The sequence below is a fragment of the Arthrobacter sp. TJ-266 genome (assembly GCF_058269115.1).
Genome location: NZ_JBZCNC010000002.1, coordinates 297,494 through 312,954 on the forward strand (window position 1 = coordinate 297,494; position 15,461 = coordinate 312,954).

General features: G+C 68.9%; 15 protein-coding genes and 3 tRNA genes. 12 read left to right on the top strand and 6 right to left on the bottom strand.

The window, feature by feature from the left end; all coding sequences use genetic code 11:
• Positions 1-8 precede the first annotated feature (8 nt).
• The 5 genes from AC4D12_RS06170 (at position 9) to ettA (ending at position 3,852) form a co-directional block, all read left to right on the top strand.
• Positions 9-425, top strand: coding sequence for a DUF3224 domain-containing protein (locus AC4D12_RS06170; protein ID WP_490949033.1), 417 nt, complete (start codon positions 9-11; stop codon positions 423-425).
• Between the two features lie 51 nt (positions 426-476).
• Positions 477-549, top strand: a tRNA-Arg gene (locus AC4D12_RS06175).
• A gap of 224 nt (positions 550-773) precedes the next feature.
• A complete protein-coding gene (locus AC4D12_RS06180) occupies positions 774-1,361 on the top strand; it encodes a single-stranded DNA-binding protein (RefSeq protein ID WP_490949034.1) in 588 nt (195 codons plus the stop codon).
• A 104-nt stretch (positions 1,362-1,465) separates the two neighbouring features.
• A complete protein-coding gene (locus tag AC4D12_RS06185; protein WP_490949035.1) occupies positions 1,466-2,056 on the top strand; it encodes a DUF6993 domain-containing protein in 591 nt (196 codons plus the stop codon).
• Positions 2,057-2,169: 113 nt separating this feature from the next.
• On the top strand, positions 2,170-3,852 hold the full coding sequence (gene ettA / locus AC4D12_RS06190; protein WP_490949036.1) for an energy-dependent translational throttle protein EttA: 1,683 nt from the start codon (positions 2,170-2,172) through the stop codon (positions 3,850-3,852).
• Positions 3,853-4,042: 190 nt separating this feature from the next.
• Here ettA and tesB read toward each other — a convergent pair whose 3' ends face one another.
• Positions 4,043-4,969, bottom strand: coding sequence for an acyl-CoA thioesterase II (tesB, locus tag AC4D12_RS06195; RefSeq protein ID WP_490949037.1), 927 nt, complete (start codon positions 4,967-4,969; stop codon positions 4,043-4,045).
• A gap of 319 nt (positions 4,970-5,288) precedes the next feature.
• Here tesB and AC4D12_RS06200 point away from each other — a divergent pair, with 319 nt between their 5' ends.
• Together AC4D12_RS06200 and AC4D12_RS06205 are read left to right on the top strand one after the other, a co-directional pair.
• Complete coding sequence (locus tag AC4D12_RS06200; protein ID WP_490949038.1) at positions 5,289-5,759, top strand: acyl-CoA thioesterase; 471 nt, start codon at positions 5,289-5,291, stop codon at positions 5,757-5,759.
• Positions 5,708-6,412, top strand: coding sequence for a DUF8185 domain-containing protein (locus tag AC4D12_RS06205; protein ID WP_490949039.1), 705 nt, complete (start codon positions 5,708-5,710; stop codon positions 6,410-6,412). The genes AC4D12_RS06200 and AC4D12_RS06205 overlap by 52 nt, the downstream gene beginning before the upstream one ends.
• An 83-nt stretch (positions 6,413-6,495) precedes the next feature.
• Here the strand turns inward: AC4D12_RS06205 and AC4D12_RS06210 are convergent, their stop codons facing one another.
• The 4 genes from AC4D12_RS06210 to pepN form a co-directional block, all read right to left on the bottom strand.
• On the bottom strand, positions 6,496-6,918 hold the full coding sequence (locus AC4D12_RS06210; RefSeq protein WP_490949497.1) for a globin: 423 nt from the start codon (positions 6,916-6,918) through the stop codon (positions 6,496-6,498).
• Between the two features lie 137 nt (positions 6,919-7,055).
• The gene (locus AC4D12_RS06215; RefSeq protein ID WP_490949040.1) at positions 7,056-7,751 is read right to left on the bottom strand and encodes a mechanosensitive ion channel family protein; all 696 of its coding nucleotides are present in this window, start codon (positions 7,749-7,751) and stop codon (positions 7,056-7,058) included.
• A gap of 218 nt (positions 7,752-7,969) precedes the next feature.
• The gene (locus tag AC4D12_RS06220; protein ID WP_490949498.1) at positions 7,970-8,452 is read right to left on the bottom strand and encodes an OsmC family protein; all 483 of its coding nucleotides are present in this window, start codon (positions 8,450-8,452) and stop codon (positions 7,970-7,972) included.
• Positions 8,453-8,458: 6 nt separating this feature from the next.
• Positions 8,459-11,011 (bottom strand): aminopeptidase N, encoded by a 2,553-nt coding sequence (gene pepN / locus AC4D12_RS06225; RefSeq protein ID WP_490949499.1) that lies wholly within the window; start codon positions 11,009-11,011, stop codon positions 8,459-8,461.
• A gap of 183 nt (positions 11,012-11,194) precedes the next feature.
• Between pepN and AC4D12_RS06230 the strand changes: the two genes are divergently transcribed.
• Together AC4D12_RS06230 and AC4D12_RS06235 are read left to right on the top strand one after the other, a co-directional pair.
• Positions 11,195-11,665: a ribose-5-phosphate isomerase gene (locus tag AC4D12_RS06230; RefSeq protein ID WP_490949041.1), complete on the top strand. Its 471-nt coding sequence runs from the start codon at positions 11,195-11,197 to the stop codon at positions 11,663-11,665.
• Positions 11,658-12,539: an Fpg/Nei family DNA glycosylase gene (locus AC4D12_RS06235; protein WP_490949042.1), complete on the top strand. Its 882-nt coding sequence runs from the start codon at positions 11,658-11,660 to the stop codon at positions 12,537-12,539. Before AC4D12_RS06230 ends, AC4D12_RS06235 begins: the two co-directional genes overlap by 8 nt.
• Before the next feature lie 78 nt (positions 12,540-12,617).
• Here the strand turns inward: AC4D12_RS06235 and AC4D12_RS06240 are convergent.
• Positions 12,618-12,688, bottom strand: a tRNA-Gly gene (locus AC4D12_RS06240).
• Between the two features lie 112 nt (positions 12,689-12,800).
• Between AC4D12_RS06240 and AC4D12_RS06245 the strand changes: the two genes are divergently transcribed.
• From AC4D12_RS06245 to AC4D12_RS06255, 3 genes are all read left to right on the top strand, one after another.
• A tRNA-Pro gene (locus tag AC4D12_RS06245) sits at positions 12,801-12,874 on the top strand.
• Between the two features lie 68 nt (positions 12,875-12,942).
• Positions 12,943-14,484 carry a trigger factor gene (gene tig, locus AC4D12_RS06250; RefSeq protein WP_490949043.1) on the top strand — a complete coding sequence of 514 codons (1,542 nt, stop codon included), beginning with the start codon at positions 12,943-12,945 and terminating at the stop codon, positions 14,482-14,484.
• A 343-nt stretch (positions 14,485-14,827) separates the two neighbouring features.
• Positions 14,828-15,454 carry an ATP-dependent Clp protease proteolytic subunit gene (locus AC4D12_RS06255; protein ID WP_490949044.1) on the top strand — a complete coding sequence of 209 codons (627 nt, stop codon included), beginning with the start codon at positions 14,828-14,830 and terminating at the stop codon, positions 15,452-15,454.
• The last annotated feature ends 7 nt before the right edge of the window (positions 15,455-15,461 follow it).

Here is a 15,461-nt window from a genome sequence, read left to right on the forward strand (position 1 = left end):
CTGGGTCGATGACCGATACAACGACGACGACGTACACCGGTGAGTTCGAGATCACCGCGTGGGAACCGCAGACCTACTCCGCATCGGGCAGCCACAGCGAACTCTCGCGGGTGAGTGCCACGAAGGTCTTCGAGGGGGAGATCAGCGGCAGGAGTACCGCAGAGCTCCTGATGGCCGGCAACGACGTCGGAGCCGGGTACGTGGCGTCCGAGGAGTTCACGGGTTCGATCGGGGACCGCTCCGGGACTATGGTGGTGCAGCACTGGGGTGTGGCGGAAGGATCCGAGGCCGCGAGCTCGGGGCACGTGGTGCCGGGATCCGGGACAGGCGGGCTCGAGGGCATCTCCGGGAAGGCCGTGTACTCGCAGGACCCCGACGGCCAGCACCGCCTCGAAGTGCGAGTGGTCTTCGCGGACGTCGAATGAGGCAGCGGCCGGCACCCTGCACGGCGGCCCATAGTAAACTCGACGGAGTCCGCCTCCGTAGCTCAGGGGATAGAGCAGGGGCCTTCTAATCCTCTGGTCGCAGGTTCGAATCCTGCCGGGGGCACGTGCAAAGGGCCGGGCGTCGATCGCCCGGCCCTTTCGCGTCCCGAACCCGTCGAGTCCCTACCGCAGTCGATGACGTGCATGCACGCCCTGCCGGCCCAGGAGTCCTCGACGACCCCTGTTATCCACATAGTCATACCGCGTCCGTCAGCGTCCGGGCAGCCCGCCGAGACTGGTTGCAGCCGGCGGACGACGTCGGTGACAGTGACTACGGAAGGACAGATCATGACCGACATCATCACCGTGCGGGGCTACGTCGCCACGGACGTCCGACTCACCCTGGCCCAGAGCGGGCTGCCGATCGCAGGCTTCCGCATGTGCTCCACCGAGCGTCGATTCGACAGGGAGACGAACGCCTGGGTGGACGGACACACCAACTGGTACTCGGTGTCGATGTTCCGGCAACTCGCCACGAACGCGGGAGCGAGCATCAAGAAGGGCGACCGCGTCATCATCACCGGGCGCCTGAAGGTGCGTCCCTGGATCAACGCTGACGGGCGAACCGGCACCGCCGTCGAGATCGACGCCGAGTCCGCCGGTCACGACCTCATGTGGGGCACGGCCAACTTCCGCAGGACGACGCCGGACCGCGCAGAGACGCAGAATGCCGCGACCCACGACGACCTCGATGCCACCGAGGTGCACGAGGAACTGCCCGAGGGCGTTGACGGCGTCGATGCCGCGACGGGCGAGCTGTTCGAGACGCCGCCGTCGGTCGTGGAAGACGCCGAGGGCATCTCCTCCGAGGACGAGGCCCACACCGGTAGCGCCCGGCGCAGCAAGAAGCAGGAGCCGGAGCCCGTACCGTTCTGAGCCCGCGCTGGGTGTTCCGTCGAGGAGCTGTCGCGCCGGAGCCCGGCGGCGCTCGCGGGAGGGTGTACGCCGATTGCCGAGTGCGGGCGTGGCAGGATGATGCCGTGATCACTGCCAGCGGGAGCTGGTCTGCCCCGCGCGCAGGCCGTCGTCCCTTCACCCTGCTTCCCGTCGCAGCTGCTCTTCTCCTCCTCTGCTCCTGCACCACCGGATCCGGTACCACGTCCGAACCCGGCGCGACGGTTGCCTCGAGCGGCGGAACGGGCGCCCCGGCCACCGCCGAGGGCGACGACGGTCCGACTGCGACCGGGGCCGCGACGCCCGCGGCAGGACAACCGGGGGAGGGGACGCCGCCCGCGACGACGCCGGCAGGAGGCCCCGCGGCACCGGACTCGTCGTCGATCCGGACTTCGGTCGACGCCGCGTTGCGCTCGTTGGCCGTCGACCAGGATTCGGTCACGAGTGATCAGGTGCGTTCGGCGATCGAGCAGGGGTTCACCGATGTGGGCGTGGTGCCGGAAGCCGTCGAGGTGTCGATCGACAGCACCCCCACGGGTCTCGACGTGGATGCGATTCAGGGTGCCGGCCGGTCTGCCGGCGAGTGCATCATCGGGGAGATCCGTGAGGGGGTGGTGTCGGTGACGGTGCTTCCCGTCCTCGGCTCCGGGATGTGCTTCGTCGGTGACCAGCGGTAATCAGCGGTGACCAGCGGTGACCAGCGGTGATCACCGGTGCCGGCGCTCCTTCCCGGTCCCGGCCGTGGTCCCGCGAATGGGAGAACCGGGTTGTCACGCACTAGCCTTGCAGCATGGCGGAATTCATCTACACAATGTCCAAGGCCCGCAAGGCCGTCGGCGACAAAGTCATCCTCGATGACGTCAGCATGTCCTTCTTTCCCGGGGCGAAGATCGGCGTCGTCGGACCCAACGGATCCGGTAAATCCACCATCCTGAAGATCATGGCGGGGATGGACACGCCCTCCAACGGCGAGGCCCGGCTCAGCGCCGGTTACACCGTCGGGATCCTCCTCCAGGAGCCTCCCCTCAACGAGGAGAAGACGGTCCTCGGCAACGTCCAGGAGGGCGTCGGCGAGATCTACGGCAAGATCCAGCGATTCAACGAGATCTCCGAGGAGATGGCGAATCCCGACGCGGACTACGACACCCTCCTCGACGAGATGGGCAAGCTTCAGGAGGCCATCGACGCCGCCGATGCCTGGGATCTCGATTCCCAGCTCGAGCAGGCCATGGACGCACTCCGGTGCCCGCCGCCGGACGCCGATGTGACCGTCCTGTCCGGTGGTGAGCGCCGCCGCGTAGCTCTCTGCAAGCTCCTGCTCCAGAAGCCGGACCTGCTGCTCCTCGACGAGCCCACCAACCACCTCGACGCCGAGAGCGTGCTGTGGCTCGAGCAGCACCTCAAGTCCTACGCCGGCGCAGTGCTCGCGGTCACCCACGACCGGTACTTCCTCGACCACGTGGCCGAGTGGATCGCTGAGGTGGACCGGGGTCACCTCTACCCCTACGAGGGCAACTACTCGACCTATCTCGAGAAGAAGCGCGCACGGCTCGAGGTGCAGGGCAAGAAGGACCAGAAGCTCTCGAAGCGCCTCACGGAGGAGCTCGAATGGGTGCGGTCCAACGCCAAGGGTCGCCAGACGAAGTCCAAGGCGCGCCTGGGCCGCTACGAGGAGATGGCCGCTGAGGCGGACCGCACGCGCAAGCTCGACTTCGAGGAGATCCAGATCCCGCCCGGCCCGAGGCTCGGTAGCCAGGTCATCGAGGCCCGCAACCTCAAGAAGGGCTATGACGAGAGGATCCTGATCGACGGGCTGTCGTTCTCGCTTCCGCGCAACGGCATCGTCGGTGTCATCGGCCCGAACGGCGTCGGTAAGACGACGCTGTTCAAGACGATCGTCGGCCTCGAGCCGCTGGACGGGGGAGAGCTGCGGATCGGTGATTCGGTCAAGATCTCCTACGTCGACCAGTCGCGCGGCGGTATCGATCCCAACAAGAGCCTCTGGGAGGTCGTGTCCGACGGTCTCGACCACATGAAGGTGGGACAGATCGAGATGCCCTCCCGTGCCTACGTCTCGGCGTTCGGCTTCAAGGGGCCGGACCAGCAGAAGAAGGCCGGAGTGCTCTCCGGCGGTGAGCGGAACCGGCTGAACCTCGCCATGACGCTCAAGCAGGGCGGGAACCTGCTGCTCCTCGACGAGCCCACCAACGACCTCGACGTCGAGACGCTCTCGAGCCTCGAGAACGCGCTGCTCGAGTTCCCCGGGTGTGCCGTGGTGGTCTCGCACGACCGGTGGTTCCTCGACCGCATCGCGACGCACATCCTGTCCTACGAGGGCACGGAGGAAGACCCCGACAACTGGTACTGGTTCGAGGGAAACTTCGACGCGTACGAGCAGAACAAGGTGGAGCGTCTCGGGGCCGACGCCGCGAAGCCGCACCGCGTGACCCACCGCAGGCTCACCCGCGACTGATACGCGGCGGAGTCCGTGCACGACGGGTAGCTCACGAAGTGCCTGCTATGAGGAAGGGACCCGGCCGAGGCCGGGTCCCTTCCTCGTGCCGCCCCGATCCTTCTCGGCCGAGTCCGCCTCCGGCGTGCGCAGATCGGGCGCACACGGAGCTCATCGAGCTCGGTCCGACCAGAACCCCGGGATCGTCGTCCTACCGTGATGAGCCGGGTAACGGGATCCTGATCATGCCCTCCTGCGCCACGCTGGCCACCAGCTCTCCGTCCCGCGTGTAGATGCGCCCGGACGCGAGCCCCCGCGCCCCGGACGCACTGGCCGAGCTCTGGACGTAGAGCAGCCACTCGTCCACCCTGACCGGGCGATGCCACCACATCGCATGGTCGAGGCTCGCGACGCTCATGCCCTTGTGGGTCCAGCTCAGCCCGTGGGGGCGGAGGATCGACTCGAGCAACGTGTAGTCGCTCGCATAGGCGAGAGCGGCCCGGTGCAGGTTCGGATCGTCGGGGAGCTGCCCATGACAGCGCATCCACACGGCATTGCGCGGTTCCCGCTCGCCGTCGTTGGAGAGGTAGAGCGGAGCGTCGACGTGCCGGATGTCGAAGGGGCGCTCATAGGCCCAGGCCCGGGCGACAGGGTGATCCACGCTGCCGAGCAGATCAGCCGTGCTGGGCAGACTCTCGGGGTCGGGCATGCCGGCCGGCATGGGGTCCTGGTGCGAGATACCGTCGTCGGGCTCCTGGAAGGACGCGATCATCGACAGGATGGGAACACCGTTCTGGTAGGCGTGTGTCCGGCGGGCCGAGAAGGATCGGCCGTCGCGCAGGCGCTGGACACCGAAGGTGATGGGGGCATCGGCGTCGCCGGCGCGGAGGAAGTAGGCATGCATCGAGTGGACGTCGCGCCCGTGCTCGACGGTTCGCATCGCGGCGACGAGGGACTGTGCCAGGACCTGCCCGCCGAAGACCCTGCGGCTGGGCTGTCGCGCCGATGACCCGACGAAGATCTCCTCGTCGGTCTGCGCGCCCTCGGCGCTGCTGAGGTCGAGCAGCGCGAGGAGCGCGGCTGTCGGCTCGAGCGGGTGCTCCGCGGGTCGTCCGTGTGCCGACGCGTCGTCTGCCATGGCGGTGGTGTCTCCTCGGGGAGCGTGGTGGCGGGGTCCCGACTCGCCGAGCGGCCGGTCCCTCCTGACAGTAGACGGACTGCCCCGGCAGCCTCAACACGGCTGCAGGTCCGCTCGAGCGCGGCAGTACACCACCGACCGACCGAGTTCCGTGCCCTGCCCGGAAGGCTGACACACGACCGGACGTCGCGACAGGGAGCGGAACGTCCGCGCTCGCGTCGGTCGGCGTACTGCGCCGAGGACCAACGTCGCCCATCGGGCGTGGGAACGGGTCGGCGCCGAATGGCTCCGGCGGTCCATCGTCTGACAGGATGGTCGGATGCCTGAGCTGTACACCATGCCTCTCCATCTGCGGTTCGGCGACGAGGATTCCTACGGGCACGTCAACAACGTCCGGTACTTCCAGTTCCTCGAGGACGCCAGGGTCAGGATGATGAGCGAAGCGCAGGCCGGAGGGTCGCTCCTGGACTTGATCGATCCCGACCACTACACGCTCGTGGGTCGGCAGGAGATCGAGTACCTCTCACCCCTGACCTTCAGCGTGCGCCCGGCAGCAGTGGACCTCTGGACCACGGCCCTGGGCGGCTCGAGCTTCGACCTCGGGTACGCGGTGCGCGATCGCGTGGAGCAGGAGGGCAGCGTGACGAGCGCGATCGCCGCCACCACGATGGTGCTGGTCAGCAGGAGCACCGGCCGGCCCGTGCGGCTGTCCGCGGAGCAGCGCGACGCGCTCGCCCGATGGAGCGGACCGTCCGTACCCTTCCGGCGCGCGCGCACGGCACGCCCGTGACGTCCTCCGTCCTGCGCTTCGCGGACCCGCAGACCGCTGCCGATCTCCGTACCCTCACCGCCCGCGCGCGTGCCAACGACGACGGCGGCATGCGACTGGTCGCCTCCGGTCGCGTCCTCGCGGCGTACGTGAGCACCCTCCGCCCGACGGTCCTGGGGGAGGCGGTACCCACGGTGCTGGGTCTGCGCACCATGGCACTCGCGCAGGACGCCTACGCGGATGTGACCGTGTCCCTCGGCTCGATCCTCGATCGCCTGGCGCGGATGACCGGCGACGACGTCGACTTCCAGCTCCCCACGACCACCGTGAACGAGCCGTGGGCGGGTGTGCTCCCACCGCGTTCGGGCTGGATGCTGCTCGGCTCCGTACCGTGCGACCAGCTGGACGACGCCGCTCGTGAGGGAATCGGAGCTGTGGCGCGCAGTCTTCCGGAGCGCCCCGGTGCGCCCGTGGTCAGCAGCGCACGGACGGCCGTCTGGGGCAGACCCCTGCCGGACGTGCCCGGCGCCGTCCCTGCCGGAGCGGCCTTCGGTGCCTTCAGCCTCGGGTTCCTCGAAGCGGGCGGGCCGGCGACCGTCCACGCGGCCAATCGCTGGTACCGCGTGAGTACGTCGCGCGGCCACGTGCTCGTCCGCGCCGCCGCGGTCCTGTAGAAGGGTGGAGCGCCCCGTCGGGGCGGTCGTTCAGTCGCGCGCGCCGTCCTCCAGGGGTGTGGACAGCCCGGCTACGGGACGAGTCAATCGGCCGCGTTCACCATCGAGTGGGCTGCCCGTTCGAGGTAGTCCCAGAGCGTGGCTTCATACAGGGGTGCGAGGTCCAGGGTGTCGACGGCGGCGCGCATGTGCTGCAGCCAGCGGTCGCGGGCCCCGGGCCCCACGCGGAACGGCATGTGCCGCATGCGCAGCCGCGGGTGTCCGCGCTGCTCGCCGTAGGTCTTCGGGCCGCCCCAGTACTGCTCGAGGAACAGCAGCAGGCGTTCCTTGGCGGGCCCGAGATCCCGCTCCGGGTACATGGGGCGGAGCACCTCGTCCTCGGCGACGCCCTCGTAGAAGGCGTCGACCAGTCGCACGAACGTAGGGTGCCCGCCGATGGACTCGTAGAAGTTGTCGGTGTACTGCGGCTGGCTGAACTGCTGGCCTGCGGCCACGAGACGCTCCACCGGAAGCGCTTCGCGCCCACCGACGGGGTCCGTGGGGGTGCCGAGAGGTAGTCGTATCGGCGGGTCGGGCGGAGAGTCGGAGCCCTGCGTGGTGCTCCGCGGAGGGACGGAGGAGTCCTCGGGTGGGTGCGTCATGACTAGTTCTTCGGGGTCGAGGTGGCGGTGGCACCGGCAGCACCGGCTGCATCGACGGCGCCGGCGAGGGTCGACGATGCGGTCTGCACGAGCACCACCGGCGTCGGCTCCGGTTGTGGCGCGGAGTACTCGCCCTGCGAGCGGTTGCCCACCTTCGTGATGTCGCCGTTCCGGACGTACCAGATGGTGCCGTGCTCGTCGACCATGCGCGTGATCCGGAGCCCCAGCGACTGGACCACCCCGACGGTGTCCCCGACCTCGATCGTGTCACCGATGCCGTACTGGTCCTCGATGGTGATGAAGAAGCCGAGGAACGCATCGCGGATCACCTCGCGGGCGCCGAAACCGATGGCGATGCCGACGATCCCGACGCTCGCGAGGATCGGACCGATGTTGAAGCCGAGCGCACTGATCGCCATGAGGAGGGCGACGATCGCGATCGTCCCGCCCGCCACGCTGGTCAGCAGCCCGCCGATCGTCTCGGCGCGCTGCACGCGCCGGGCGCTGTCGAAGGGTCGCAGGACGGGCTGGGCCCACTTGAAGTGCGGCTTATTGAACACGGTGTAGCCGTCCTGGACGCGCTTCACCGAGCGCGTGATCAGGAAGCGGACCAGGAGCCACAGGAGCAGCGCTCCGATCAGGATGACCAGGGCGCCGATCACCTGACCGCCGTAGCCGAGCGAGGGGAGGAACGTCACGGATATCACTTTCGTCCTGGTGCAGGGGCGGGCTCCACGGTGGGCGCGGAGCTCGCCTAACAGGTTACAGGCGACACCTCGACGACCCGCACGGGCGGCCGTCCAGGCCCTCGATCGCTCGGGAGTACACGCCGGTCACGCCCCCGGCGCTCCGGTCGCCCGTTCGGTGTCACGCGTCTAGCATCACGCCCCGGCGCCTCGTGCCGGTCGCGCGCCCGTCACACCGCCGCGGGTCCGGACGACGACGGCTCGTGCGTCACCGGGAAGGCGAGCGAACGGGCGATGAAGCACAGCGCGTTCGCCTGCCGGTGCAGGGAGTCCGCCAGCTCCGTCTGCGATGGGTCCTCGATCTCGACCTCCGGCCGCAGCAGGATGCCCGTGAACTCCCCACTGCCGTCGCGGTTGAGCCGCAGCGTGCCCTCGGCGGTGTCGCGGTACGCCGTCACCACGACACCCGCCTTCACGGCCACGTGCAGGTAGGACAGCATGTGGCACTGCGCGACGGCGACCAGCAGCAGCTGCTCGGGGTTCCACCGGTCCTTCGAGCCGTGGAACGTGGGATCGGCGGTGCCGAGGAGCATCCCCGGCCCCTCGACGTCCACGCGGTGATCGCGGCTGTAGGACTTGTACGCCGCCGTCCCCACGCCGAGATTGCCCGTCCACACGACCGTTGCCGAGTAGCTGTGCTGCTGCAGGTTCACCATCGGCTAGCGGTCCACCGCCTGCGCGGCCAGCGCCCGCACCACGCCGTCGCGGCTCTCGAGGAGCAGACGCCGGAGGGACGGCGAGGTGTCGCCGAGATCGGCCAGGAAGGCGTCGGTCCTGTCGAGGGTGTCCTGCGTGGTCAGGAGGGAGGGGTAGAGCCCTACGATGATCTGCTGCGCGATCTCGTGCGTCCGGCTCTCCCACACGCCCCGGATGGACGCGAAGTACCGGTCGACGAAGGGCTCCAGGAGGGAGCGGTCGTTCACCCTCGTGAAGCCTCCGATCATGGCCCGCTGGGTGGCGTTGGGCAGGTCGTCGGACTCCACGAGCGCCGACCACGCATCGGCCTTCGCCGTCGCCGTCGGGAGCGCCGCTCGGGCGGCGGCAGCGGCGAGTTCCCCCGTCGCCGTCGCGTCGCGACCGAGTTCGGCCACGATCTCCGACTCCCCGGCGCGCCCTCCGGCCACGAGGCTCGTGAGCATCTCCCAGCGGAGATCCTGATCCACCGCCAGCCCGTCGGGCACCCGCTCGCCGTCCAGCAGGCCCGCCACGGCGTCGAGGTGCGGCGCGGTCCGGGCGTGGGAGGCGAACGCGCGCACGAACTGGAGCTGCGCGTCCGAGCCCGGCTCCGCGGCCAGTGCGAGGTCCAGCAGGCTGTCCGCGGCGGCGTCGGTCATCGCCTCCCGGTCCTCCGGCCTGACGTAGAAGGCGAGCGTGGAGGCGAGCTGCCGGAGCAGCACGAGGACCACCGAGGAGTCCGACTCGGAACCGATGTTCTGCAGCACCAGCTCCACGTAGTCGCGGGCGGGAGTCTCGCCGTCGCGCGCTGCATCCCACGCCGAGGCGAGCACGAGCGTGCGGGGGAGCGAGTCCCGGAAGTCCTTCACGTGCCGCACGGACGTCCTGAGCGACGCCGGGTCGAGGCGGATCTTCGCGTAGGCGAGGTCGTCGTCGTTCAGCAGCACGAGTGCGGGCTGCGCCAGGCCCACCAGGCCCGGGACGTCCGTCCGCTCGCCGTCGACGTCCAGTTCGAGGCGGTGCACGCGGGCGAGCTTGCCGTCGTCGTCGTGGTCGTAGAACCCCACCGCGAGCCGGTGCGGCCGGATGGTCGGGTACTCCTCGATGGCCGACTGGAGGATCGCGAAGGAGGTGATGGAGCCGTCGTCGTCGGTCGTGAACTCGGGACGGAGCGTGTTGACGCCCGCGGTCTCGAGCCAGAGGGCGGACCATTCCTTGAGATCGCGTCCGCTGGAGGCCTCCAGCTCGGAGAGGAGATCCACGAGCTCGGTGTTCTTCCAGGCGTGCTTCGCGAAGTACTGCCGCACCCCCTGCATGAACTCCTCCTGACCCACCCAGGCCACCAGCTGCTTGAGCACGGAGGCGCCCTTCGCATAGGTGATGCCGTCGAAGTTGACCTGGACGTCCTCGAGGTCGTCGATCTGCGCCACGATCGGGTGGGTGGAGGGCAGCTGGTCCTGCCGGTACGCCCAGCCCTTCTCGAGGATGGCGAAGGTGGTCCAGGCCTGCTCGAACTCGGTGGCCTCGGCGGCCGCGAGGGTGGACATGAACTCGGCGAAGGACTCGTTGAGCCAGAGATCGTTCCACCAGCGCATGGTCACGAGGTCGCCGAACCACATGTGCGCCAGCTCGTGGAGGATCGTGATGGCACGGCGCTCGATCGTCGCGTCGGGAACGCGCGAACGGAACACGTAGGTCTCGAGGAAGGTGACCGCGCCGGCGTTCTCCATGGCACCGGCGTTGAACTCGGGGACGAACAGCTGATCGTACTTCTCGAACGGGTACGGGGCGCCGAACTGCTCCTCGTAGAACGCGAAACCCTGCCGCGTCAACGCGAAGATGTTCTCCGCGTCCATGTACTGCATCAGCGACTTCCGGGCGAACACCCCCAGCGGGATGGTGCGCCCGTCGGAGCTCGTGAGCTCGCTGCGGATCGACTGGTAGGGGCCGGCGATGAGCGCGGTCACGTAGGAGGACATCACGGGGGTCGGCTCGAAGTACCAGGTCGAGGCCGCTCCGCCGTCGGCGTCCGAGGACGCCTGGACGGGCTCCGGTGTGGCGCTGTTGGAGATGACGTCCCAGTGCGACGGCGCGGTCACGCTGAAGCGGAAGGTCGCCTTGGGGTCCGGCTGCTCGAACACCGCGAACACGCGGCGGGAGTCCGGCACCTCGAACTGGGTGTAGAGGTACACCTCGCCGTCCACGGGGTCGGTGAAGCGGTGCAGGCCCTCGCCGGTGTTCATGTAGGGCATGTCGGCCTCGACCACGAGGGTGTTGCTCGCCGCGAGCGTGGGCAGCTGGATCCGGACGCCGTCGGCGACCTCGGCGGGATCGAGCCTCACGCCGTTCAGCTCCACGCGGTGGACGGTGTCGGTGACGGCGTCGATGAAGGTGGACGTGCCCGGCTCGGCGTCGAAGGTCACCACGGTGATGGACCGGAACACGCGGTCACCGCGCATGAGGTCGAGCGTGACGTCGTACGCATGGACGGTGAGCAGGTCGGCGCGCGTGCGTGCTTCGTCGCGCGTCAGGTTCAGACCGGGCAAGGGAGGCCTCCAGGAGGGTTCGGGTACGGCGCCTGTGCTGCGGGGTCGCGGCGCTTCGTATTCTCTCACCGCCGGTCCGCGTCCACCGCCCGTGGACGCATGCCCGTCCGACTACGCTGGAACCGTCCGCCGTGCCCGGCGGACGGGAACCTTCCGGACCAGGAGTACGAAGCCATGCGCGTCCACCTCGCCACCGACCATGCCGGCATGGAGCTGAGCGCCCACCTCCTCGCGCACCTCACGCAGGCCGGGCACGACGTCGTCGACCACGGCCCCTCGTCCTACGATCCCGAGGACGACTACCCCTCCTTCTGCATCGACGCGGCGACGGCCGTCGTCGCGGACCAGGCCGCCGGCGTCGAGGCCCTCGGGATCGTGCTCGGCGGGTCCGGCAATGGAGAGCAGATCGCCGCCAACAAGGTGCGTGGCGTCCGCGCCGCGCTCGCCTGGAACCTCGACACCGCCCGGCTCGCCCGGCAGCACAACGACGCGAACGTCGTCGCGGTGGGCGGCCGTCAGCATTCCGTGGAGGAAGCGACGGCGATCATCGAGGCGTTCCTCGCCGAGCCCTTCAGCGGGGCGGAGCGCCACAGCCGCCGGATCGCGCAGATCGCCCGCTTCGAGGAGGCCGGCACCCTTGCCTGAGGGCCACTCGGTCCACCGCCTCGCCCGCCAGTTCGCCGCGGTCTTCACGGGTGAGCGCCTGGCGGTGTCGAGTCCGCAGGGCCGCTTCGCGGCGGGAGCCGATCAGCTCGACGGCGCGACGCTCGTCAGCACCCTCGCGCACGGGAAGCAGATGTTCCTCCGCTTCGACAACGACCGCGTGCTGCGGGTGCACCTCGGGTTGTACGGGAAGTGGACCTTCGGCGGCGACGCCGACTTCCGCGCGGCGTCCACCATGAGGAGTCCGCGGCGGGCGCCGGTGCCCGACGAGGTACGGCACGACGACGGGACGGTCCAGTATGTCGGACCGCCAGATCCGGTGGGCGCGGTGCGGGTGCGCTTCGTGTCCGATCATGCCTGGGCGGACCTGAGGGGTCCGACGGCGTGCGAGGTCATCACCGCGGCGGAGGAGACGACGGCGCGGGCCAAGCTCGGACCGGATCCGCTCCAGCCCCGCCCGGACGGTTCGGCGTTCGTGAGGAAGGTGACCTCCAGCATCACGCCCGTCGGGGTGCAGCTGATGAACCAGGCCGTGATCGCGGGGATCGGCAACATCTACCGCGCCGAGGTGCTGTTCCTCCAGGGCATCAATCCGTGGCGGCCCGGGAAGCAGCTCCGCGAGGACGAGGCCGAGGGGATCTGGGCGGACACCGTGCGCCTGATGAGGGACGGCGTCAGGGAGGGCAAGATCATCACGACGACGGCCGAGGCGCGCAACGGCCGGCCGAAGAGGGCTGCACCCAATTACGTGTACAAGCGCACGGGCCTGCCGTGCCGTCGGTGCGGGACGAGCGTGGTGACCGCGGTGATGGCCGCCCGCAACGTGTTCTGGTGCCCGCAGTGCCAGGCGGACTGACCCGCTCGTCGCTCGCCCGGCGTCGACGCCTCGAACGAACGAACCACCCGGCATGCGCCGGGTGGTTCGGGGTATTCGAGGGGCTGACGAGAATCGAACTCGCATCATCTGTTTGGAAGACAGAGGCTTTACCACTAAGCTACAGCCCCGTGGTGGCGCGCTGATGGCACCACCGGAACGTCTCCAACTACATCACAGCAGCCGAGCTTTTCCCAAATGTGCGTGCCCGCAGCAAAGGTGCGTAGACTGGCGTTCGCACTTCGGGGTGTAGCTCAGCTTGGTAGAGCGCCTGCTTTGGGAGCAGGAAGTCGCAGGTTCAACTCCTGTCACCCCGACTCTGTCATGTGTCGGGGAAAGTGCCACTGCTGCAGAACCGATCCCAATCATCCAGGAGTCCTACGCTGTGAAGAGCGCTGTTGAAACCCTTACCCCCACCCGGGTGAAGCTGAACGTCGAGGTCCCCTTCGAGGAACTGAAGCCCAGCATCGACGAGGCCTACAAGACCATCGCCACCCAGGTCCAGGTGCCGGGCTTCCGCAAGGGGAAGGTGCCCCAGCAGCTCATCGACCAGCGCGTGGGACGCGGCTACGTCATCGAGACGGCGATCAACGACGGGCTCAACGGCTTCTACCAGAGCGCCGTGCAGGAGACGGGGATCCGCCCGCTCAGCCGGCCCGAGGTCGAGATCACCGAGGTCCCTGACCCCGCCGGCAAGGACGGTCGCCTGACCTTCTCCGTCGAGCTGGACATCCGGCCCGAGATCGAGCTGCCCGAGTACAAGGGCCTCGAGGTCACCGTGGAGCCCGTCGAGGCATCGGACGAGGACGTCCAGAAGGCCATGGACGAACTCCGCGGCCGCTTCGGCACCCTCACCGCCGTCGACCGCCCCGCCAAGGACGGCGACTTCCTCACGATCGACCTGAAGGCGACCGTGGACGGTGAGGAGGTCGACTCCGCACAGGACCTCTCCTACCAGATCGGCTCCGGCACCATGCTCGAGGGCATGGACGAGGCCGTCACGGGCCTCTCGGTCGACGAGGACGCCACCTTCGAGACCACGCTCGCCGGCGGTGAGCACGCCGGTGCCGCCGCGCAGGTCACGGTGGTCGTGAAGGCCGTCAAGGACCGCGAGCTCCCCGAGGTGGACGACGACTTCGCCCAGCTCGCCTCCGAGTTCGACACCGCGGAGGAGCTCCGCGCCGACCTCGCCAAGCAGGCCGGCGAGTCGAAGCTCATGGACCAGGGCGTCGAGGCCCGCGACAAGGTCCTGGACCTCCTCGTCGAGCTCGTCGCCGTGCCCGTGCCGGGCAGTGTCGTCGAGGAGCAGCTCGAGCAGCACTTCAACGGCGAGAACGCCCACACGGCCGGTGCGGACCACGACACCGAGGAGCACCGCGCGGAGGTGCGCGCCAACACGGAGCGCGCGTTCCAGAACGAGGTCATCCTCGACGCCGTCGCCGAGAAGGAGGAGGTCGGCGTCAGCCAGAGCGAGCTGATCGACTACATCGTCTCGACGGCCGGCCAGTACGGCATGGAGCCGAACCAGTTCGCGCAGATGCTTGACCAGAGCGGCCAGGTGCCGATGATCGTCGGCGAGGTCCGCCGACGCAAGGCCCTCGCGAAGGTCCTCGAGTACGCGACGGTGACCGACACGAACGGCACTGTCATCGACCTCTCCGAGTTCGTCCGCCCCGCGGGCGAGGAGGGCGAGGCCCTGGACGCCGGTACCTCCGAGCAGGAGGCCGCAGAGGACATCGAGGCGAGCACCACGCAGGCGGAGCAGTCAGGCGAGTCGGTCGTGAGTGACGCCGACGAGGCCGAGCCCACCGAGCCCGTCGCGGACGCCCCGGTCGAGGCCGAGACCGTCGCGGACGCCCCGGTCGAGCAGGAGGCCGAGGCCAAGCCGAAGAAGAAGGCAGCGAAGAAGAAGGCCGGCGCCGAGTAGGTCCGCCGACCGCAGGGAGCAGTACGACCAGCAGGACCGACAGCGGTGCCGCAGCCCGAGGGCAGCGGCACCGCTGTCGTTTCCGGTGGGGGAGAACGAGGTCCCGGCCGCCCCGGGCGCGAAAGCGGAGGGCAGGCTGTCGGGCAGTGTCGGCGCTCCTTCCCGGCACTCTCTGACGGCGTGCACTGCGGTGCATGACGGCCTCCCGCGGACCGTGCGCCGTCAGCGAACAGTTCCGACAGCGGGAGCAATTCGGGTGGCGACCGGGTTAGTGTCCAGAGAGAGACAAACGGACGGGACGGCCGATCGAAGGGCGTTCCGCCAGAGTGAGAGGTCAACTCCAATGGCAACCGAACCAAGCACCCCGAGCATGGCAGGCCCCGAGATGGGCGGCCGTGACGAGTACATCTACACGCGGCTCCTCAAGGAGCGCATCATCTGGCTCGGTTCCGAGGTCCGTGACGACAACGCGAACGCGATCTGCTCGCAGCTGCTCCTGCTGTCCGCGGAGGACCCGGAGCGCGACATCTACCTCTACATCAACTCGCCCGGCGGCTCCGTCACGGCGGGCATGGCGATCTACGACACCATGCAGTTCATCCCGAACGACGTCGTCACGGTCGCGACCGGCCTCGCGGCGTCCATGGGTCAGTTCCTGCTCTCCTCGGGCACCAAGGGCAAGCGCTACGCCACGCCCCACGCGCGCATCCTGATGCACCAGCCCTCGGGTGGTATCGGCGGTACCGCGACCGATATCCGCATCCAGGCCGAGCTGATCCTGCACATGAAGCGCGTCATGGCCGAGCTGACCGCCGAGCAGACCGGACAGACGGTCGAGACCATCCTGAAGGACAACGACCGCGACAAGTGGTTCACGGCGCAGGAGGCCCTCGACTACGGCTTCTTCGACCACATCTCCGCGCACTCCGGCTCCGTCTCCGGCGGCGGCGGCACCGACCAGGCGTCCTAGTCCGCGC